We start from the raw sequence: 19,827 nt of genomic DNA, 5'->3' as shown, positions 1-19,827 counted from the left end.
GCGACTCCTCGCCTCACCCGCTGTGCCTCCCGTCTCAGCTCTCGCGTCGGCCGCGCATCGCCGCCTTCGCCACCACGCCCGTCGCCGCCAGAGCCAGCGCGAGCCCGCCGAGCAGCCACAGCCGCTCACCGTGGGAGCCCGTCTCGGCCATCGAGCCGCCGGGCCCGTGCGGGACCGGGCGCGGCTGCTGCGTCGTCGCGTCCGGGACCGGCGTCGGGAAGGCGGAGAACTCCACGGGGTCGGGGGACGGCGAGGGGACGGTCGGAGTCGCTGTCGGGGTCGGAGGCGGTGTCCGGGTCGGCTTCCGCTCGGGCGGGTCGATCACCGGGGCCGCCCCGCAGGCCGGGTCCTCGCTGCCGCGCCCGCAGTTCGAGCGCGGCGACTCCACCACCACGCCGTTCACCAGCTTGCCGTCGCCGCGCACCGGGTCGTCGACCGTCACCGAGTAGGTGATCTTCGCCGTCCCGCCGGCCGGGATGTCCCCGACGTAGCCGATCTTCGGCCCCTTGTACGTCACGGTCCCGAGCGTCGCCTTCGCGTCGCCGTTGTACGTACCGTCGTCGAGGGTCCCCGTCAGGTCGTCGCTCAGCTCGGCGTTCCGGTGGTCGAGCTTGCCGGTGTTCTTCGCCGTGATCGTGTAGGTGAGGGTGTCGCCCGGCTTCGCCTTCTTCGGGTGCGCCGTCTTGGTGATCTCCAGGTCCGGCACGGGTACGGAGAGGGCCAGCGCGGCCGGCACGTAGGTGTCGCCGCTGGTGGAGAAGGTCAGCCCGGCGGAGCGCGCCCCGACCGGGATCGCACGGTCCGGGACGTCGAAGGCCCTGGCGTCGATGCTCAGGTTGTCGACCAGCCGGGGGGAGACCGCGCCGTCGTCGTCGCCGGTGAAGAAGTTTCCGGTGCTGCCGGTGTGCGCCTCGGCGACCTTCTCGCCGCCGACGAGGAACGTGTCCCCCGGCGTGTTCCGGTCCCCTTCGTACGCCGTCACGCTCGCCCGGACCGTGCCCGCCGTCCGGTGGAAACCGTCGACGGTGATCGTCGTCGCGGGGGAGGTGGAGCGCTGCAGGACGTGGCCGCCGTAGACGTACACGTTGCGGCGCTCCGGCGCGTGCGTGGGCTCGGGGCCGGGGAACGCGTGGACGACCGTCAGGGACCAGCCCGCCACGCAGCCCTTGCCGGCGGCCGCCCAGATGTTGCCGACCGCGATCCGGGTGTCCGTACCGCCGGTGACACCCGCGAAGGCGGCCGTCACGTCCGACTCGCCCGTGTAGTAGTGCGGGCCGTCGGTGTCCGCCGGGTCGGCGACCATGCTGTCGAGGGAGACCGGCGTCTCGGGCCCCGCCCCGACCCTGATGCGCGGCGCCGTCGTCGCGTAGTCGCCGGGCGAGGGCCGCACATCACCGCCGGAGAGGTCGCAGCGCTTGAGCCGCACTCCGCTCGGCCCCTTGTACGTGCCGTCGTTGCCGCCCCAGAAGAGCCGGGCGTACGCGACCCTGGCGCCGGCCGGGATCTCCACGCGGCCGGTGCTGGAGCCGTACCCGTCGGCCATGGAGGCGGTGTTGAGCCGCTCCAACACGAAGGTGTTGTTGTTGTCGCCGCCCCGGCCCGCCGCCGCGGTCGCGCAGCGCGCGGCCAGGTCGGCGGGGGCGGTGGGGCAGCCCATGACCGTGTTGCCGACGGTCCGGAAGTCGCCGTACAGCGACTCCTCGTACCGCTTGCCGAAAGGCTCGACCACGTCCGCGGCGGCCGGGCCGGCCACCATGAGGGAGTGCGTGCCGACGGCGAGGCCGGCGACGAGGCAGAGGGCCGCCGACAGAGATCCCAACCGATGCATTCGCTTCACAAACCGCATAAAACGGAAATGTAGGCAAAGCGCATCATCATGCGGGGTTACGCCACGCGGCGGTGCGCGTACTCCGCGACATCGGCCATCGGCGGCCGCTCCTCCGTGTCCACGTCGTACGTCCGGGGCGCGAACCGCCTCCCCTCGCCCGTCTCGTCCCGCTCGAACTGCGTCAGGCGGGGCCGCACCAGATGGCCGCGCGAAAGCCGCAGCTGCGCCGTCCGGTAGATCGCCGCCGCCATCCGGCCGAGCGCCTGCCCGTCCTGGTGACGGTGCTTGCGGACCCCGACGTCGACCTGCGCGAGCGCGTCGAGACCCACGGTGTGCAGGGCGTCGACGAGCAGGCCCAGCTCCACTCCGTAACCGACCGGGAAGGGCAGGCGCTCGAGCAGCGAGCGGCGCGCCGCGTACTCGCCGCCCAGCGGCTGCACGAAGCCGGCCAGCTGCGGCCAGTGCAGATTGAGCAGCGGGCGGGCCACCAGCTCCGTCACCCGGCCGCCCTGACCAGGTGCGTCACCGAGCGGGCGGTCGTACATCGCCTTGACGAAGTCGACGCCGGGATCGGTGAGGAGCGGGCCCACGATGCCGGAGACGAAGTCCGCCGAGAAGTCCCGCAGGTCCGCGTCGACGAAGCACACGACATCCCCGTGCGTCACGAAGAGCGACCGCCACAGGACCTCGCCCTTGCCGGGCACGGCCGGGAGCCGCGGGAGTATCGCGTCCCGCGCCACGACCCTGGCCCCGGCCGCCGCAGCCACCTCGGCCGTACGGTCGGTGGAACCGGAGTCGATCACCACCAGCTCGTCCACGAGCGGCACCGCGTCGGACATCAGCTCGCGCCGGATCACCGAGACGATGTCGCCGACGGTCGCCTCCTCGTTGAGCGCGGGCAGCACGACGCTGACCGTGGTGGCGTGCTTCGCCGCCAGGATCCGGTCGAGCGAACGGTCCGTCACGGACCAGGACCGCCGTTCGAGCCAGCGCTCCACTTCATCCAGCACGTGATCTCCATCTCGCGGTTCGGACGACCATCTCAACCGTCCGGGCCTTCGGTTACAGTCTTGAACAACGCGGATGCCCGATGCATGTCGGGGTGCCGCCCGCGTCTCACAACCGAATACCGCTCATCCAGAGGGGCAGAGGGAAACGGCCCGTTGAAGCCCCGGCAACCCTCCAGTCGGTTCGTCTCGCCCGCCCGTCTCCCGGCCACCACCCCTGGTGGTGTCCTGACGGACGCAGGCTTTTACGCGAGGTCCCCGGCTAGGGAAGGTGCCAAATCCGTCTCATGGCGAAATTCGCCATGGGAAAGATGAGGAGAAAGGGCCTCGCCTCCATGGCTGTACAGACTGTTTCCACCGCCTCGACCGTCGATCTCGGTCCCGCCGCAGGGCTCTCCTGTCGCGAATGCGGTGAAATCTTCCCCCTCGGCCCCATCTTCGCCTGCGAGCTCTGTTTCGGCCCGCTCGAAGTCGCCTACGACCTGCCCACCGGCGACCCCGAGGCGCTGCGCAAGCGGATCGAGGCCGGCCCCGCCAACATCTGGCGCTACGCCCCGCTGCTGCCCGTCCCCGCCGACGTCGCCGAGAAGCCGAACCTGAACCCGGGCTGGACCAAGCTAGTCCAGGCCGACAACCTCGCCCGCGAGCTGGGCGTCGAGCCGGGCAAGCTCTTCGTCAAGGACGACTCCGGCAACCCGACGCACTCCTTCAAGGACCGTGTCGTCGCCCAGGCCCTCGAGGCCGCCCGCGCCTTCGGCTTCACCACGCTCTCCTGCTCCTCCACCGGCAACCTGGCCGGCGCCGTCGGCGCCGCCGCCGCCCGTGCCGGCTTCCGCTCCTGCGTGTTCATCCCGCACGACCTGGAGCAGGGCAAGGTCGTCATGGCCGCCGTCTACGGCGGCGAGCTCGTCGGCATCGAGGGCAACTACGACGACGTCAACCGCTTCTGCTCGGAGCTCATCGGCGACCCGCTCGGCGAGGGCTGGGGCTTCGTCAACGTCAACCTGCGCCCGTACTACGGCGAGGGCTCCAAGACGCTCGCGTACGAGATCTGCGAGCAGCTCGGCTGGGTCATCCCCGACCAGCTCGTGATCCCGATCGCCTCCGGCTCACAGCTCACCAAGATCGACAAGGGTCTGCAGGAGCTCATCAAGCTGGGCCTCGTCGAGGACAAGCCGTACAAGATCTTCGGGGCCCAGGCCGAGGGCTGCTCCCCGGTGTCGGCGGCCTTCAAGGCCGGCCACGACGTCGTACGGCCCCAGAAGCCGAACACCATCGCCAAGTCCCTGGCGATCGGCAACCCGGCCGACGGCCCGTACGTCCTGGACATCGCGCGCCGGACGGGCGGCGCGGTGGAGGACGTGAACGACGAGCAGGTCGTCGAGGCGATCAAGATCCTGGCCCGCACCGAGGGCATCTTCGCCGAGACGGCGGGCGGTGTGACGGTCGGCGTGACGAAGAAGCTGATCGAGGCCGGCCTCATCGACCCGAGCCTGACCACGGTCGTCCTCAACACGGGCGACGGTCTCAAGACCCTGGACGCGGTGGCCGAGACCTCGCAGGCCACCGCCACCATCCGCCCGAGCCTGGACGCGTTCCGCGACGCCGGCCTGGCCAACTGAGCCCCCTGGCCACCTGAGCCCCCCGAAAGGTTAGTGACATGAGCGTCAAGGTCCGCATCCCCACCATCCTGCGCACGTACACCGGCGGCCAGGCCGAGGTCGCGGCCGAGGGTGCGACCCTCGCCGAGGTCATCGCCGACCTGGAGAAGAACCACACGGGCATCGCCGCCCGCGTCCTGGACGACCAGGGCAAGCTGCGCCGCTTCGTGAACGTGTACGTCAACGACGACGACGTGCGCTTCGAGCAGGGCCTGGAGACGGCGACCCCGGAAGGCGCGGGCGTCTCGATCATCCCGGCGGTCGCCGGCGGCTGCTGAGCCCTCGCCTTACCCGTAGTTACTGAATTGCCCCTTCCGCTTCAAAAGCGGAGGGGGCAATTCTGCATGGTTGAGCGCGGTAGAGTTGGGGAAGCCCCCTCCGCTGCTCATGCCAGGCGCATATGAGAATGCGTCCGTGCGCGACGAGATGCAGCCAAAGTGTTCGAGTCTTGTGTACCTTCTGCGTACTTTGACGGGCCCGACTTGCCCCGGAACTCCTGGAGTTCTCCGCATTCCTCCTTTCTGGCATGCCCAGAATTCTCGCCCGATTGACCTGTTGCAGAGGGCAGTTGGGCAGATACATTCAGCCGCGGTCGACGCGTTCCGGCGCAGGGTCTGACCCGGGTCCGCGAAGTGCGGTCCCGCGCAAGGGCCAGTAATAGGGGAGTTAGGCATGGCTCAGGGCACCGTCAAGTGGTTCAACGCGGAGAAGGGGTACGGCTTCATCGCGGTCGACGGTGGTGCGGATGTTTTCGTCCACTACAGCGCGATCCAGATGGACGGTTACCGCACCCTTGAAGAGGGTCAGCGAGTCGAGTTCGAGATCTCGCAGGGCCAGAAGGGTCCGCAGGCGGACATGGTCAAGCTCGCCGTCTGAGTACGGCGCGATCGGCCACCACGTACGCACTCACGCCGAGGGGTCCGCATCCTGACCAGGATGCGGACCCCTCGTGCGTTCCCGGGACCGGCCCCGGGTGGCCCCGGGCGACCCCGCGCGGCCTCCATGAACCGGGTCCCGATCGTCGAGAGGCGCTTGCACTCGCATGGGTCGAGTGCTAATCATTGCGTTAGCACTCTGAAGGTGAGAGTGCTTACGAGGATCGGGCAGATGAGGTCCGCGACCAGGTGGGGCAAGGAACCGCCGGGCTCGCAGGCCGTCCGTCGCGGGCGTCGGCGCGGTCCTGGAGCGTTATCCACCCCCTGTCCGGGAGGACCACTTCACATGGCCAAGATCATCGCGTTCGACGAGGAGGCCCGGCGCGGTCTCGAGCGCGGCATGAACCAGCTCGCTGACGCCGTCAAGGTCACCCTTGGCCCCAAGGGCCGGAACGTCGTCCTCGAGAAGAAGTGGGGCGCCCCCACGATCACCAACGATGGTGTCTCCATCGCCAAGGAGATCGAGCTCGAGGACCCGTACGAGAAGATCGGCGCCGAGCTGGTCAAGGAAGTCGCCAAGAAGACGGACGACGTCGCCGGTGACGGTACGACCACCGCGACCGTCCTCGCCCAGGCGCTCGTCCGCGAGGGCCTGCGCAACGTGGCGGCCGGCGCCAACCCGATGGCCCTCAAGCGCGGCATCGAGAAGGCCGTCGAGGCCGTCTCCGGCGCCCTGCTCGAGCAGGCGAAGGATGTCGAGACCAAGGAGCAGATCGCCTCCACGGCCTCCATCTCCGCCGCCGACACCCAGATCGGCGAGCTCATCGCCGAGGCCATGGACAAGGTCGGCAAGGAAGGCGTCATCACCGTCGAGGAGTCCCAGACCTTCGGTCTGGAGCTGGAGCTCACCGAGGGTATGCGCTTCGACAAGGGCTACATCTCGGCGTACTTCGCCACCGACATGGAGCGTATGGAGGCGTCCCTGGACGACCCGTACATCCTGATCGTCAACTCCAAGATCTCCTCCGTGAAGGACCTGCTCCCGCTCCTGGAGAAGGTCATGCAGTCGGGCAAGCCCCTGCTGATCATCGCCGAGGACGTCGAGGGCGAGGCCCTGTCGACCCTGGTCGTCAACAAGATCCGCGGCACCTTCAAGTCCGTCGCGGTCAAGGCTCCGGGCTTCGGCGACCGCCGCAAGGCCATGCTGAACGACATCGCCATCCTCACGGGCGGCACGGTCATCTCCGAGGAGGTCGGCCTCAAGCTCGAGAACGCCGGTCTGGACCTGCTGGGCCGCGCCCGCAAGGTCGTCATCACCAAGGACGAGACCACGATCGTCGACGGTGCCGGCGAGAGCGACCAGGTCGCCGGCCGTGTCAACCAGATCCGCGCCGAGATCGAGAACTCGGACAGCGACTACGACCGCGAGAAGCTGCAGGAGCGCCTGGCGAAGCTCGCCGGCGGTGTTGCGGTCATCAAGGCCGGTGCCGCGACCGAGGTCGAGCTCAAGGAGCGCAAGCACCGCATCGAGGACGCCGTTCGCAACGCGAAGGCGGCCGTCGAGGAGGGCATCGTCGCCGGTGGTGGCGTCGCGCTCATCCAGGCCTCGCACGTCTTCGAGAAGCTCGAGCTCGAGCTCGCCGGTGACGAGGCGACCGGTGCCGCGATCGTGAAGCTGGCCCTCGAGGCCCCGCTGAAGCAGATCGCCGTCAACGCCGGCCTCGAGGGCGGCGTCGTGGCGGAGAAGGTCCGCAACCTGCCCGTCGGCCACGGCCTGAACGCCGCGACCAACGAGTACGTCGACCTCATCGCCGAGGGCATCATCGACCCGGCGAAGGTGACGCGCTCTGCCCTGCAGAACGCCGCCTCCATCGCCGCGCTGTTCCTGACCACCGAGGCCGTCATCGCCGACAAGCCGGAGAAGGCCTCCGCGGCCGCTCCGGGCGGCATGCCGGGCGGTGACATGGACTTCTGAGTCTGATCTCTCGACGCACCGGACTCCGTCCGGTCGTCCGGGTCGACCTCAGTCCAGCCGAGGGCGGCACTCCCTGTTGGGGGTGCCGCCCTCGGGCGTTCGGGGTGATGCTGGTGGGAGGACCTCCACGGCGGGAGAACGGACCATGATCACGCTGCTGACGACCCCCGCGGACCGCGAGCTGGTCATCACCCGGACCTTCGACGCCCCGCCCGCCCGCGTCTGGGAGGCGTGGACGCGACCCGAGCACGTCCGTCAGTGGTACGGCGTGGCCGCCCTGCCGACGGTCGTCTGCGAGATCGACCTGCGTGTGGGCGGCGCCTGGCGCTGGGGGCAGAAGGCGCCGGACGGACGGGAGATCGTGTTCTCGGGGACGTACGAGGAGATCGTCCCGGGCGAGCGGCTCGTCTACACGGAGACCTTCGAGCTGATGCCGGGCCCGCCCGTCCGTGTCACGCTCACCTTCGACGCCACCCCGGACGGCGGCACGGCCCTGACGAGCAAGTCGATCTGGCCGTCGTCGGAGATCCGGGACCAGGCGCTGGCGACGGGGATGGAGGACGGGGTGAAGGAGGAGTACGACCGCCTGGCGGAGTACCTTCGCACGATGTGAGCGAAAGCCTGGTGGTCCCGCGCCTGACGGCGGGCGCCCACGACCTGCGCCCCTGGGAGATGGCCGACCTCCCCCTCGTACGAGAGGCCTCGGCGGACCCGTACATCCCGCTGATCACCACCGTCCCGCCGGTGTACTCGCGGGCGGAGGGCGAGGCCTTCGTCCGCCGCCAGTGGACGCGGTCGGAGACCGGCGACGGCTACCCCTTCGTCATCGAACGCCGGCGCGACGCGCGCCCCGTCGGCACGATCGGCCTCTGGCTCCGCGACCTCCCGGAGGGCCGCGCGACCCTCGGCTACTGGATCGCGGCACCGCACAGGGGCGAGGGCGCGGCGGGCGCGGCACTGTCGGCGGTGAGCGAGTGGGCGCTGGGCACGCTGGCGGTGCCGCGCCTCCAACTGCTCGTGGAGCCCTGGAACACGGCCTCGGCACGGACGGCGGAACGGGCGGGGTTCGAACGGGAGGGGGTGCTGCGCGCGTGGCAGGAGGTGGGAGGGGAACGGCGCGACATGGTGATGTACGGGCGGGTCGGCTCACGTCCTGCTTGAGCGGCGCCGGCAGGCGTCATGGGTGAGCCCCTTCGCCGGCTCGGATGGCCGCCGCGTGGGCGTGGACGCGGGAGGCGGGGAGGACGCCGGCAGGGGGTCTGGGGGCGGTCTCGCCTCGGCGGCAGGGGCCGCAGTCGCCGTCGCTGAGGGCACCGGCGTAGCCCGGGGCGCCGCACTTGGAGCATTCGAGGAAGCGGAGGGGTGGTCGCTCGCGGCGGAGGGGCTCGGGCGGGAGCTTGGTGGTGAGGCGGTTGCGGGCGAGGGCGGCCGGGTGGTGCACGGGCGTCGGCAGACCCGTGGTGAGGGCACGGGTCACGTCGTTCTCATCGGCGTCCCGGGCGAACCATTCGTCGACCAGGGGCGCGAGGGCCCGGCACTCGGCGTGGGACAGCGACATGGCGGCGTCGGTGCGGCCGAGGGCTGCGAGCAGGATGTACGCCCGGGAGCGGCTGGGCTTCTCGCGGGGTACGTCGCCGCGCTGGAACGCGGACCACCACGCGTCGTGACGTGCCGTACGGGACCACCACGTTCGGGTGATCCAGAGACCGTCCACGCACTCGACGCCACGGCGGAGATGCCCGGCACGCTGAATGCGGTTGAGCGCGGTGCGCACGGCGCACTGCCCGTACGGCAGGTGCTTGGCCAGCGTCTTCGCGGAGATGTCGCTGCCCTCGGCCAGCCGGTCGATGTACGCGGCGATGGCGGCTTCGCGCGGCGGGAGGTGCGCGAAGTCGGAGCCGGTGGCGGGGCGTTGGTACGGGGTGGAGCGCTTGCCGTAGCCGGGGTTGGCGAGGGGGTGGGCGGCGAGACTAAACTCGGCGTCAGCCATTGATCGGTACCACTGCTTTCGATCGATCGGTCAGACCCCCGCAGGTGTTCCAGCACCGGCGGGGGTCGTTCGTTTTCCGGACACGCTAGAGGCATATGACACTGCGTGGCAAGTCGGTCGCCGAGGGTCAACTCGCGGGGTGGGTGGGCGGGTTCGATCCCAAGCCCCCACCCCTTCCGCAGAAAAGGGGCTCGAAGCCCGGGGCTTGAGCTCCGGGAGACCGAGCGGGACCGAAGTGCCCTCAGGCAGGGCCCGGGAGCCCGGAGCCGGCTTGACCGGGGTCTCGCCGGCCTCCGCCATCCGGGGCAATCGCCGCCACCCGCTTCCCTTTCACGGCAAGCGCCTTCTGGCCGAGAAAAACTACTGATCTGGATGAATCGCGGACTTTTCTCCGCCTCCTGTGGCGAGCGGGCACCAGCGATCCGTGCGGCGCGCGGTATCAGTGAAGCGCGGCAGGACGCAGCAGGGATCAATGTCAGCCATTCGGCTCAGTATTTGAGCACCTACTCGTTGATGCATATTGATTGATTCCGGCAACACCACCGCCTGAATCGCTATCCGAGTTTGCCCCCTGCGTAATATGCCGCCGACAAAAGAGGCGATTCCGTTCGATCAGGAACGCCGGACGTCACCATCCCTCAGGAGTTGGCTCCTCGATGAGACTGAATACTGCCGATGCCTCGCATCGGCGCACGATGACGGCCTGGATCGCGGGGGTACTCACCCTGCTGGTCGCGTTGGCCGTGGTGGCAGTGACGCCTACACGGGCAAGTGCCGTTGCCACGGAAGTTGAACTGGGAACGGCGGAGAGCTTCGCGGTGCTGGGAGGCTCCGCCGTCACCAACACCGGCCCTTCGGTGATCAACGGAGACCTCGGAGTGAGTCCGGGGACGTCCGTCACCGGATTCCCTCCCGGAATCGTGAACGGGGCCGTGCATGTCGCGGACGCTGTGGCTGCTCAAGCCCAGAGCGACCTGACGACGGCCTACAACGATGCGGCCGGGCAGGCGCCGGACGTGGTCTTCCCCGATGATCCTCCGGTGGAGCTCGGTGGCAGGACGCTGACGCCGGGCGTCTACAACGCCCCTGTCAGTGCCGCCATCACCGGCACGCTCACCCTGAACGCGGAGGGCGACCCCGACGCTGTCTGGGTGTTCCAGGTCGGCTCGACGCTGACGACGGCGTCCGGCAGCAACGTGTCCCTCATCAACGGCGCCTCGCCGTGCAATGTGTTCTGGCAGATCGGAAGTTCGGCCACCCTCGGGACCGAATCCACCTTCGTGGGCACCATCATGGCCCTGACCTCGATCAGTGTCACCACGGGCGCGGACATCGAGGGCCGCGCGCTGGCCCGTAACGGCGCCGTGACGCTTGACACCAACGAGATCACCCGCCCTCTGTGCGAGGACACCACCACCACCACCACGACGACGACGACCGGTGAGCCCACCACCACGACCACGACGGGTGAGCCGACGACGACGACGGGTGAGCCCACCACGACGACGGGTGAGCCCACCACCACGACCACGACGGGTGAGCCCACCACCACCACCACGACGGGTGAGCCCACCACGACGACGGGTGAGCCCACCACCACCACCACGACGACGGGTGAGCCCACCACCACCACCACGACGACGGGTGAGCCCACCACCACCACGACGACGGGTGAGCCCACCACCACCACCACGACGACGGGTGAGCCCACCACCACCACCACGACGACGGGTGAGCCCACCACCACCACCACGACGACGGGTGAGCCCACCACGACGACCGGTGAGCCCACCACCACGACCGGCGGCCACACGACCGGCGACCACACGGGTGGCCACCACACAGGCGGTCACCACGACTGCGACCACCACGGCAAGCCGGGGAAGCCGGGCAAGCCGGGTAAGCCGGGTAAGCCGGGTAAGCCCGGGCCCTACGACCTGAAGCCCCAGGGGCGACCCGCGCCCCTGCCCCACTGAGTGAGTAAGGGCGGCGCGCGGCGGATCGTCGTCGATTCCGTCGCGCGCCATCCATGGAAGCAGGAGAAGCAGGTGCGAGCAGTCGCAATGGGAAGGACCGGGTGGGGCCGTGCTGGGCGGCGTTGAGTCGACACACGCGAAGGATTCACAGCAGGACGGTGGCGAAGGGCCGAGTCGCAATCGCGGGAATTCAGAGCCACCCCGCCTGCTGATCGCCGGAACGGGAGTCGCCGTGGCCCTGTGCCTCGCGGTGACCCTGGTCCATGTGCTCTTGGTGTTTCTGTACGTGGCTCCATCGAACGCCATTTCCAGGGCGTACAGCCAACAGATCAACGCCTGGGTCCAGCCCCTGTTCTCGCAGAACTGGCGGCTCTTCGCTCCGGACCCGCAGTCTGTTAATCGGCAGGTCTCGGCGCGGGTCGGGAAAACAGCGCCGAACGGCACCACGCACGTGAGCGACTGGATCGATCTGAGCTCCATGGACGATTCCGCCGTCAAGCACAACGTCTTCCCGAGCCACACGTCCCAGAACATGCTGCGCCGTGCCTGGAATTCCTACGCCGAAACGCACGGTACCGACGACCGGCCACACTCGGAGCGAGCTGCTCTGATCCAGGAGTATCTCCGCAACATCGCGACGGACCGCGTCACCGCGCAACGGGGCGGCACCTTCGACTCCATCCAGCTACGGGTGACCACTGTGCACATCGACCCTCCCCGTCCGGCGGACGGATCCCGTCAGGCCGCGGCGGCACCTGCACCGACCGCGACCCGGTACCTGCCCTGGTGGAAGGTGGACTCGCGTGAAGCGCACTGAGAAGGCACCGGCCCCGGCGTCCCCAGCGCCCCGAGGAGCCATCGGACAGGCCGTCGTACACGTGCTCCAGCGCGTGTCCGATCGAATCCACGCTCTCCTCGTCCTTCTGACCGAGCAACCCGTCTCCTTGTACGCGGCGGCGATGTTGCGCATCGGGTACGGGGTGCTCTATCTCGTCTTCTTGCTTCGCGAGTTCCCCCACCGCGAGGAGATGTGGGGGCCCGGATCGCCATGGACTCCCGAACTGGCCCGGCTCATGTACGACCAGACCGGGTGGGCCAGCGTCCTCCTCTTGTCCGACAGCCGGGTGTACTTCGAGGTCTGCTACGCCGTTGCCGTTGTCACGTGTGCGCTGTTCGCGCTGGGCTGGCGCACGCGTGCGGTGTCCGTGCTGTTCGCGGTCATGGTGGTGTCGTTCCACGCCAAGGCGATCTACATGGTGGACGGCGGGGACAACCTCATGGTTCTCATGGCCCTCTACCTGGTCTTCACCGCATGTGGTCGCCGCTGGTCCCTCGACGCGCGCAGGACTCGGCGCAAGGCCGCGGCCGGCAAAGCCGCCGAGCCTCTCGGGAACGGCCTGCGGCACCAACTGCGGGACGCGCGCTCCGTCCTGACCACCGTGCTGCACAACTGCGGCATGTTCGTCATCGCGGCGCAGGTCTGCTTCCTCTACGGATGCGCGGGGCTGTACAAGGTGCAGGGGCAGAAGTGGGCCGACGGCACCGCCCTCCACTACGTCCTGAACCTCGGCTTGTTCCGTCCCTGGCCTGAGTTGTCCCAGGCGATCGACGGCCACCATGTACTGCTCGCGGCCCTGGGTTATGTGACGGTGCTGGCGCAGGTCGCGTTTCCGTTCGCCCTCTTCAGCAGGCTCAAGTACCCGCTCCTGATCCTGCTGCTGGGCATGCACGTGAACATTGCGGTGCTCATGGGACTGCCGGTGTTCTCCGGCGCGATGATCTTCGCCGATGCGGTGTTCCTGCCGGACCGCTTCTACCGCGCCGCGGGACGGCTGTGGCGGCGTACCGCCCGACGAACAGGCGCCATGGAAGCGGAGGCCCGTCCCGGGACGGCGGCTGCCGCGGTGCCGCCGCAGCCGGGACCGGCGGGTGACGCCTCCGCCCTGCGGTGAGCCGCTCTCGGGCGGCAGCGTGATGCCGTTGCCGCCCGAAGTGGCCGACCCGAGTTCGGGCCCGGGGGAAAGCCCCACCCCGGACCCGCCCGGCTGCCGGATGTGATCGTGCTGCTCCGCCAACGAAGCTGCTCCCATGACGACTTACGGGCGCACCGCCCTCCTCCTCGCCCTTTCCTCAGCCGCCGCCGCGGCCTCGCTCACCGTGGCCCGGGCCGACACGGCCGGCGCGGGCGGGAGCCTCGCGTGGGGTGACTGCGCGATTCCCGAGCCGGTGCCCGGACAGCAGTGCGCCACCCTCTCCGTACCTCTGGACTACAGCGATCCCGGCGGGCGGCGGATCGGGATCGCCGTGTCGCGGATCCGCGGTGACCGGCCCGAGGAGCGGCGCGGGACGCTGGCCGTGATTCCCGGCGGGCCCGGGAGTTCGGGGGTGCGGCGGCTGGCGTCGAAGGGGGCGGCGTTGCGCGGGGAGCTGGGCGGGGCGTACGACCTGGTGGCGATGGACCCGCGCGGGGTGGGCGGCAGCGCGAAGGCGAACTGTCGGCTCGACGAGAGCGACCGGCGGCTGGTGACCCTGCGGTCCTGGCCGGACGCCGACGGCGGGATCGACGAGAACGTGGCCCGGTCCCGGCGTACCGCCGAGGCGTGCGCGCGTAACGGGGGCGAGGTGCTGGCGAGCATGACGACGGCGAACCAGGCACGGGACCTCGACCGGTTCCGGCAGGCGCTCGGGGAGGAGAAGCTGTCCGCCTGGGGGGTCTCGTACGGGACGTACGTCGGGGCGGTGTACGCACAGAAGTTCCCGCACCGGACCGACCGTTGGGTCCTGGACAGCAGCAGCGATCCGGACCCGGAGCGTGTGGCCCGGGGCTGGCTCGGCTTTCTGGGCCCGGGCGCCGAGGACAGGTTCCCCGACTTCGCGGAATGGGCGGCGCACCCCGACCGGACGAAGCAGGGGCTGCGGCTCGCGGAGCGGCCGGAGGACGTGCGGCCGCTGGTGATCGCGCTGGCGGAGAGGCTGGACCGCGAGCCGAAGGAGTCGTCGAAGCCGGGCGTACCGCTGACCGGGAATGTGCTGCGGCAGGCGCTGCAGAACGCGCTGTACGGCGACGCCGCGTTCCCCGGGTTCGCCCGGCTGGTGGTGGAGGCTCTGGATCCGGCCCGGAACCCCGTGCTCCCGAGGGAGCTCGCCGACGCGCTGTCCGAGGAGGACGCGGCGGTCATGATCGGCGTCATCTGCAATGACGTACGGTGGCCCCGCTCCGTCCCCGCCCACCGGCGCGCCGTCGCCGAGGACCGCGTCCGTCACCCGCTCACGGCCGGTTTCCCGGCGAACATCACACCCTGCTCCTTCTGGAAGGCCCCGGCCGAGAAGCCGACCCGGATCACCGACCGGGGCCCCTCCAACATCCTGATGATCCAGTCCCTGCGCGACCCCTCCACCCCGTACGCCGCCGGTCTGAAGATGCGCGCGGCCCTCGGCGACCGGGCCCGGCTGGTCGCCGTCGACCAGGGCGGGCACGGGATGTACCTGGGGAACGGCAACGCGTGCGGGGACCGGGCGGTGACGGCGTTCCTCCGTACGGGGGTACGGCCGGCCTCCGACACGTACTGCGGCTGACCACCCGCTCTCGGAGCCGAGGTGAGTGACGGCGTCAGGGAGTCAGGGCGGCGCGCAGGTGGCCCCGGGAGGTGGCGAGGCGGTCCTTTGCCGTCTTGGCGTCGATGTCGGCGAGGAGCATCAGGATCGCCGTCTTCACCTCGCCGTCCGCCTCGGCGAGCGCGGCCTCGATCCGCTCGTCCGGCGCGTCGGTGGCGAGCGCGACGATCCGCCTCGACCTGGCCTGGAGCTTCTCGTTCGAGGCGCGGACGTCCACCATGAGGTTTCCGTACGTCTTGCCGAGCCGGATCATCGTGATCGTGGAGATCATGTTGAGGACCAGCTTCTGGGCGGTGCCCGCCTTCAACCGGGTGGAGCCGGTGAGGAGTTCGGGTCCGGTGACGACCTCGATGCCGTGCTCGGCGGCGGCCGCGAGCTCGCTGTCCGCGTTGCAGGACAGGCCGATGGTCAAGGCCCCCACCGAGCGGGCGTGCTCGACCGCGCCGATGGCGTAGGGGGTACGGCCGGAGGCGGAGATGCCGACCACCGTGTCGTCGGGGGTCAGGCCGAGCGCGTCGAGGTCCTCGGCCGCGAGGGCGCGCGAGTCCTCGGCGCCCTCGACCGCCTTGACCATCGCCGCGGAGCCGCCCGCGATCAGACCGACGACCTCGCCCGGGTCGGTGTTGAAGGTGGGCGGGCACTCGCTCGCGTCGAGGACGCCGAGCCGGCCCGCCGTGCCCGCGCCGGCGTAGACGAGACGGCCGCCCCGCCCCATCCGTACGGCGGCCGCGTCGATCGCGGCGGCGATCCTCGGCAGCTGCGCGGCGACGGCGGTCGGGACGGTCCGGTCCTCGTCGTTCATGGTGCGGGCGATGTCGAGCGTCGGGAGCTGGTCGATCCGCGCGAGCTCGGGACGGAACGCCTCGGTGGTGAGGGTGGCCAGTTGCGCCTGGAGCTTGGAGTACGTAGAGGACACGTGCGGCTCTTTCGGTGCGTCGTCGTCGTTGACGGGTCAGGCAGGGTGACGAGATCAGCGGGTGCGAGGGGAGTGGCGGTGGGCGAGGGCTTCGTACGAGGCCGCGAGGGCGGGCGCCGCCGTCTCGTACGTACGCTGCGTGACGCAGGTGAACAGGCAGTCCACGACGAGGAGTTGGCTGGTACGGGACGACATGGCGGCGGGACGCAGTTCGCTCTCGCGGGCGGTCGAGGTGGTGAGGATGTGGTCGGCGTACTGCGTCACCGGACCGTCCGGGCGGCCGGTGATCGCGACCGTGGTCGCCCCGTGGTCGAAGGCGACACGCAGGGGCTCTATGACGTCGCCGGTCGAGCCGGAGTGGGTGATGGCGATGGCGACGTCGCCGGAGCGGAGCTGCACGGCGTTGGTGACGGCGAGGTGCGGGTCGCTGTGCGCGTGCGCGAGCAGGCCGATGCGGAGCAGTTTCTGACCGAGGTCCTGGGCGACGAGGCCGGAGGCGCCGATGCCGTAGATGTCGATGCGGCGGGCCCCGGCGAGGGCGGCGACGACGGCGCCGAGCTGGACGGTGTCGAGTCCGGCGGCGGTGTCGGCGAGGGTCTGCTGCTCGTCGTAGGCGAGCTTGGCGACGACGTCGGCAATGGGATCGTCGACGGCGATGTCGGCGGTGACGGAAGGGGCGCGGCCGGACTGCTGCTGGGCGGCGAGGCCGGCGAGGGCGAGGCGCAGGTCGCGGTAGCCGGGGTAGCCGAGGAGGCGGGCGGTGCGGACGACGGTGGCCTCGCTCGTGCCGGTGAGCTCGGCGAGTCCGGTGACGGTGAGGGCGGCGCAGCCGGCCGGGTCTCCGGCGACGGCTTCGGCGACCCGCTGCATGGAGCGGGTCATGGACGGCGCGAGGGTACGGACCTTGGCGGCGAGGGCGGCGGGCGCGGGCGGGGCGTCACTCCCGGAACCGGAACCGGAGGCTGGTGCGGGGGCGGAGCCTGAAGTGGGGCCGGAGCCGGACCCGCCGGTCCGGGCGGCCGGGGCTCTGAAACTTTCCTTCACGTCATCGGTCACATCTGAAAGATATTTTCGGCCCCAGGGTGCGTCAAGACCTCCGGGGCGTCCGGATGCGGAGGACCTTCGCCGGCCCCAGGCTTGTCGGGTGACAATGAGCTCATGGACGACATCGACCCCCTGGAACAGGCGCTGCATGCCGCCCGCGCGCTCGTCCTCGCCGATCTGGCGGCGCGGGACGTGGCCGCCGCGGAGGTCGTCTCGATGGTCGAGGAGGCGGTCACGCACCGCCGCTGGTGGGTCGAGCAGTGGCCTGAGGGCATCACGTACGTCGCCGGTCTCGTGGCCCAGGACGTGCAGGACGCGCTCCTGGAGCGCTACGGCCGGTGGCCGCTCTGTCCTGTCTGCTTCTCGGGCGATCCGCACGCCCTGGACGTCGAACCCGAACTCGGTCCTGACCCCCACTGGGTCTGCGGCAAGGCGGGCGTGGTCGTCGCCCCGGTCGGCGGCCTGAAGTGACGGCGGCCGCGAGGTGACCCTCTACATCGACCCGCCGACCTGGGCCGGCCACGGCCGCATGTGGTCGCACCTGGTCAGCGACGTCTCCTACGAGGAGCTCCACGCCTTCGCCGCCGCGATCGGCGCCCCGCCGCGTGCCTTCGAGCGCGACCACTACGACATCCCGTCGGAGCGTTACGCCGACGCGGTGGCGGCGGGTGCGGTCGAGGTCGGCTCCAAGGAGCTGGTCCGCCGGATCACGGAGGCGGGACTGCGCCGGCCGAAGGGGAGGCCCGCGCCGGATCCGTCCGGCTGATCGCCGACGATCCAGCGCCTCCCGGGCCTGCGCCCTCCGGCCCGCGGCCTCAGTAGGTGATCGCCGCCCCGTGCGTCGCCGCCAGCGTTCCCGAGGCGTACCCGTCATGGATCTTGACCGGGTTGCCGTCGACGTTCCGTACCTTCAGCGTCGTACGGATCTGCGTGCAGCCGCCGAGCTGGGCGGTGGTGAGCTTGAGGGTGTTCGCCGCCGTCTGGTGGTGCTTGGCGTTGGAGATGTTCCAGCGGGAGACCGGGCCCTTGACCGGGGCTCCGCAGAGAGAGCCGTCGGGGTTCTTGGGCTGCGCCTCGACCCAGGTCTCGACGGTGGTGCCGGTGTAGGCGGTGGTGCCGCCGGAGCAGATGGGGGAGCCGGCCGCGCAGGTCGAGAGTGCGGCGTCCTGGTAGACGGCGATCTCGTCGCCGCCCGACGGGGTGTGCGTGGAGCCGAGGGTGGAGACCGTGGTCGAGCGGGCGACCGTGACACCGGTGCCGGCGAGCAGGGTCCACCGGGACATCGCGGGGTAGACCGCGCGGGCCAGTTCGGCGCCGGCCGGGACGCGCATGGTGACGGTGCGGCCGTTCACGATGATGGAGGAGTACGAGACGATCGACAGGCGGCAGGTGTAGCTGCCGTCGGCGGGCGCGATGAACAGCCAGCGCAGACCGGCGGTCAGCGAGGTCTCGCCGGGCGGGACCAGATTCGCCGCCCAGTAGGACCCGGCTTCGGTCCCGGTCGGCAGCGCGGTCCCGTCGGCGTTGCGGCAGCGGATGGCGAAGGTGTTGCCGATGTTGTCCCCGGCCGCGAGCGTGTCGACGGGGTCGGTCGAGAAGTACCGGGACCAGAGGTACGACCTCTCACCGGCGGCCGCGTCGAAGGTGATCGCGGTGCCCGGCACGTCCTTGTACGTCTCGGCGTTCCGTGTCACCTCGTAGGTGAAGTCCGTCGAGGCGGCGGTGGCGGGCGCGGCGCCGAACACCGTGCCCGCGGCGGCGAGTACGACCGCCCCGGCCACCGCCGCTGCGGTGCGGATCCTGCTGGGTATCACTGAGCTCCCCTGTTTCTCGTCTTCGGCGTGTTCCCCTCCGGAGAGGGGGCCTCCGCGACGATACGCGGCGCGTGGGGACCTACTTGGGGTCGCGGTTGAACTGTGCCCTCGACCAGAAGTAGCCGAGGACGGTGAGGCCCAGGCACCAGGCGACGCTGATCCAGCCGTTGTTGCCGATCTCGGTCCCGAGGAGGAGTCCGCGGAGGGTTTCGATGGCGGGCGTGAAGGGCTGGTACTCGGCGATCGGCTGGAACCAGCCGGGCATGGCGTCCAGGGGGACGAAGGCGCTGGAGATGAGCGGCAGGAGGATCAGCGGCATGGCGTTGTTGCTGGCGGCTTCGGCGTTGGGGCTGCCCATGCCCATGCCGACCGCTATCCAGGTGAAGGCCAGGGCGACCAGCGCGAGCAGCCCGAATGCCGCCAGCCATTCCAGGACGGTGGCGTCCGTGGAGCGGAAGCCGATGGCCGCGGCGACGGCGCCGACGAGGACGACGCTCATGATGGCCTGCAGCACACTGCCGACGACGTGCCCGAAGAGCACCGACCCGCGGTGGATCGCCATGGTGCGGAAGCGGGCGATGATGCCCTCGTTCATGTCCGTTGAGACGGACACGGCCGTACCGACCACGGTGGAGCCGATGGTCATCATCAGGATGCCGGGGACGATGTAGGCGATGTACGCGGCGCGGCCTCCGCCGCCGCTGATGCCGGCGCTCATCGCGTCGCCGAAGATGTAGACGAACAGCAGCAACAGCATGACCGGCGTGAGCAGCAGATTGAGCGTCAGGGACGGGTAGCGCCGGGCGTGCAGCAGGTTGCGGCGCAGCATGGTGTGGGAGTCGCGGACGGCGAGGGAGAAGGAGCTCATCGGACAGCCTCCTTGGGCTGGCTGGGCACGGTGGTGGAGCCGGTCAGGGCGAAGAAGACGTCGTCGAGGTCGGGGGTGTGGACGGTCAGTTCGTCGGCTTCGATGCCGGCGGTGTGCAGCCGGTCGAGGACGGAGCGCAGTGCGCGCTGGCTGCCGTCGCTGGGGATCTGGAGCGCGAGGGCCTCGTCGTCCCGCGTGACGTCGTGGAGCGCGGTGGTGGCGTTCTGGTACGCGGCCGGGTCGGCGAACCGCAGCCGC

19 protein-coding genes, 1 pseudogene and 1 riboswitch are annotated in these 19,827 nt (G+C 70.3%); of the genes and pseudogenes, 12 read left to right on the top strand and 8 right to left on the bottom strand.

Going from position 1 to position 19,827, the window contains the following annotated elements:
- Positions 1–34 precede the first annotated feature (34 nt).
- Both IE136_RS27395 and IE136_RS27390 read right to left on the bottom strand, forming a co-directional pair.
- Entirely contained in the window at positions 35–1,828 is a 1,794-nt protein-coding gene (locus tag IE136_RS27395; protein ID WP_229819230.1) for a DUF7927 domain-containing protein, read from the bottom strand.
- Positions 1,829–1,884: 56 nt separating this feature from the next.
- The gene (locus IE136_RS27390) at positions 1,885–2,838 is read right to left on the bottom strand and encodes a glucosyl-3-phosphoglycerate synthase (protein ID WP_158988926.1); all 954 of its coding nucleotides are present in this window, start codon (positions 2,836–2,838) and stop codon (positions 1,885–1,887) included.
- Between the two features lie 120 nt (positions 2,839–2,958).
- Positions 2,959–3,153, top strand: a riboswitch (SAM riboswitch).
- Between IE136_RS27390 and thrC the strand changes: the two genes are divergently transcribed.
- The 6 genes from thrC (at position 3,147) to IE136_RS27360 (ending at position 8,507) form a co-directional block, all read left to right on the top strand.
- Complete coding sequence (gene thrC, locus IE136_RS27385; RefSeq protein WP_158994531.1) at positions 3,147–4,457, top strand: threonine synthase; 1,311 nt, start codon at positions 3,147–3,149, stop codon at positions 4,455–4,457. (Overlaps the previous riboswitch by 7 nt.)
- A 38-nt stretch (positions 4,458–4,495) precedes the next feature.
- Positions 4,496–4,774, top strand: coding sequence for a MoaD/ThiS family protein (locus IE136_RS27380; RefSeq protein ID WP_158988927.1), 279 nt, complete (start codon positions 4,496–4,498; stop codon positions 4,772–4,774).
- A gap of 394 nt (positions 4,775–5,168) precedes the next feature.
- On the top strand, positions 5,169–5,372 hold the full coding sequence (locus tag IE136_RS27375) for a cold-shock protein (RefSeq protein ID WP_005315736.1): 204 nt from the start codon (positions 5,169–5,171) through the stop codon (positions 5,370–5,372).
- A 345-nt stretch (positions 5,373–5,717) separates the two neighbouring features.
- Entirely contained in the window at positions 5,718–7,346 is a 1,629-nt protein-coding gene (groL, locus tag IE136_RS27370; protein WP_158988929.1) for a chaperonin GroEL, read from the top strand.
- 145 nt (positions 7,347–7,491) lie between these two features.
- Positions 7,492–7,959 (top strand): SRPBCC family protein, encoded by a 468-nt coding sequence (locus IE136_RS27365; RefSeq protein ID WP_158988931.1) that lies wholly within the window; start codon positions 7,492–7,494, stop codon positions 7,957–7,959.
- On the top strand, positions 7,956–8,507 hold the full coding sequence (locus tag IE136_RS27360) for a GNAT family N-acetyltransferase (protein WP_229819202.1): 552 nt from the start codon (positions 7,956–7,958) through the stop codon (positions 8,505–8,507). Before IE136_RS27365 ends, IE136_RS27360 begins: the two co-directional genes overlap by 4 nt.
- Before the next feature lie 16 nt (positions 8,508–8,523).
- Here the strand turns inward: IE136_RS27360 and IE136_RS27355 are convergent, their stop codons facing one another.
- Positions 8,524–9,336: a hypothetical protein gene (locus IE136_RS27355; protein WP_189601691.1), complete on the bottom strand. Its 813-nt coding sequence runs from the start codon at positions 9,334–9,336 to the stop codon at positions 8,524–8,526.
- A gap of 818 nt (positions 9,337–10,154) precedes the next feature.
- Here IE136_RS27355 and IE136_RS27350 point away from each other — a divergent pair.
- The 4 genes from IE136_RS27350 (at position 10,155) to IE136_RS27335 (ending at position 14,888) form a co-directional block, all read left to right on the top strand.
- Positions 10,155–11,312, top strand: a complete 1,158-nt coding sequence (locus IE136_RS27350) for an ice-binding family protein (protein WP_308432475.1) — start codon at positions 10,155–10,157, stop codon at positions 11,310–11,312.
- A 109-nt stretch (positions 11,313–11,421) separates the two neighbouring features.
- The gene (locus IE136_RS27345; protein ID WP_308432474.1) at positions 11,422–12,129 is read left to right on the top strand and encodes a DUF5819 family protein; all 708 of its coding nucleotides are present in this window, start codon (positions 11,422–11,424) and stop codon (positions 12,127–12,129) included.
- A 142-nt stretch (positions 12,130–12,271) separates the two neighbouring features.
- On the top strand, positions 12,272–13,264 hold the full coding sequence (locus tag IE136_RS27340) for an HTTM domain-containing protein (RefSeq protein WP_158994535.1): 993 nt from the start codon (positions 12,272–12,274) through the stop codon (positions 13,262–13,264).
- 136 nt (positions 13,265–13,400) lie between these two features.
- Positions 13,401–14,888 carry an alpha/beta hydrolase gene (locus IE136_RS27335; protein ID WP_158988937.1) on the top strand — a complete coding sequence of 496 codons (1,488 nt, stop codon included), beginning with the start codon at positions 13,401–13,403 and terminating at the stop codon, positions 14,886–14,888.
- 34 nt (positions 14,889–14,922) lie between these two features.
- Here the strand turns inward: IE136_RS27335 and murQ are convergent, their stop codons facing one another.
- Positions 14,923–15,843 carry an N-acetylmuramic acid 6-phosphate etherase gene (gene murQ, locus IE136_RS27330; RefSeq protein WP_158988939.1) on the bottom strand — a complete coding sequence of 307 codons (921 nt, stop codon included), beginning with the start codon at positions 15,841–15,843 and terminating at the stop codon, positions 14,923–14,925.
- 54 nt (positions 15,844–15,897) lie between these two features.
- The gene (locus tag IE136_RS27325) at positions 15,898–16,899 is read right to left on the bottom strand and encodes a MurR/RpiR family transcriptional regulator (RefSeq protein ID WP_373309149.1); all 1,002 of its coding nucleotides are present in this window, start codon (positions 16,897–16,899) and stop codon (positions 15,898–15,900) included.
- Positions 16,900–17,001: 102 nt separating this feature from the next.
- Between IE136_RS27325 and IE136_RS27320 the strand changes: the two genes are divergently transcribed.
- Together IE136_RS27320 and IE136_RS27315 are read left to right on the top strand one after the other, a co-directional pair.
- A complete protein-coding gene (locus tag IE136_RS27320; RefSeq protein WP_189601689.1) occupies positions 17,002–17,358 on the top strand; it encodes a DUF8819 family protein in 357 nt (118 codons plus the stop codon).
- A 13-nt stretch (positions 17,359–17,371) separates the two neighbouring features.
- A complete protein-coding gene (locus IE136_RS27315; protein ID WP_158988945.1) occupies positions 17,372–17,653 on the top strand; it encodes a DUF4031 domain-containing protein in 282 nt (93 codons plus the stop codon).
- A 49-nt stretch (positions 17,654–17,702) separates the two neighbouring features.
- Here IE136_RS27315 and IE136_RS27310 read toward each other — a convergent pair whose 3' ends face one another.
- The 3 genes and pseudogenes from IE136_RS27310 to IE136_RS27300 all read right to left on the bottom strand — a co-directional run.
- Complete coding sequence (locus IE136_RS27310; protein ID WP_229819201.1) at positions 17,703–18,701, bottom strand: hypothetical protein; 999 nt, start codon at positions 18,699–18,701, stop codon at positions 17,703–17,705.
- 79 nt (positions 18,702–18,780) lie between these two features.
- Entirely contained in the window at positions 18,781–19,569 is a 789-nt protein-coding gene (locus IE136_RS27305) for an ABC transporter permease (RefSeq protein WP_189601688.1), read from the bottom strand.
- Positions 19,566–19,827: pseudogene (locus tag IE136_RS27300) on the bottom strand (ABC transporter); the annotation flags it as partial. The pseudogene IE136_RS27300 and the gene IE136_RS27305, both read right to left, overlap by 4 nt.

Source organism: Streptomyces lateritius (assembly GCF_014649715.1).
GTDB classification, from domain to species: Bacteria; Actinomycetota; Actinomycetes; order Streptomycetales; family Streptomycetaceae; genus Streptomyces; species Streptomyces lateritius.
This window is presented reverse-complemented; position numbering and strand designations above follow the sequence as displayed.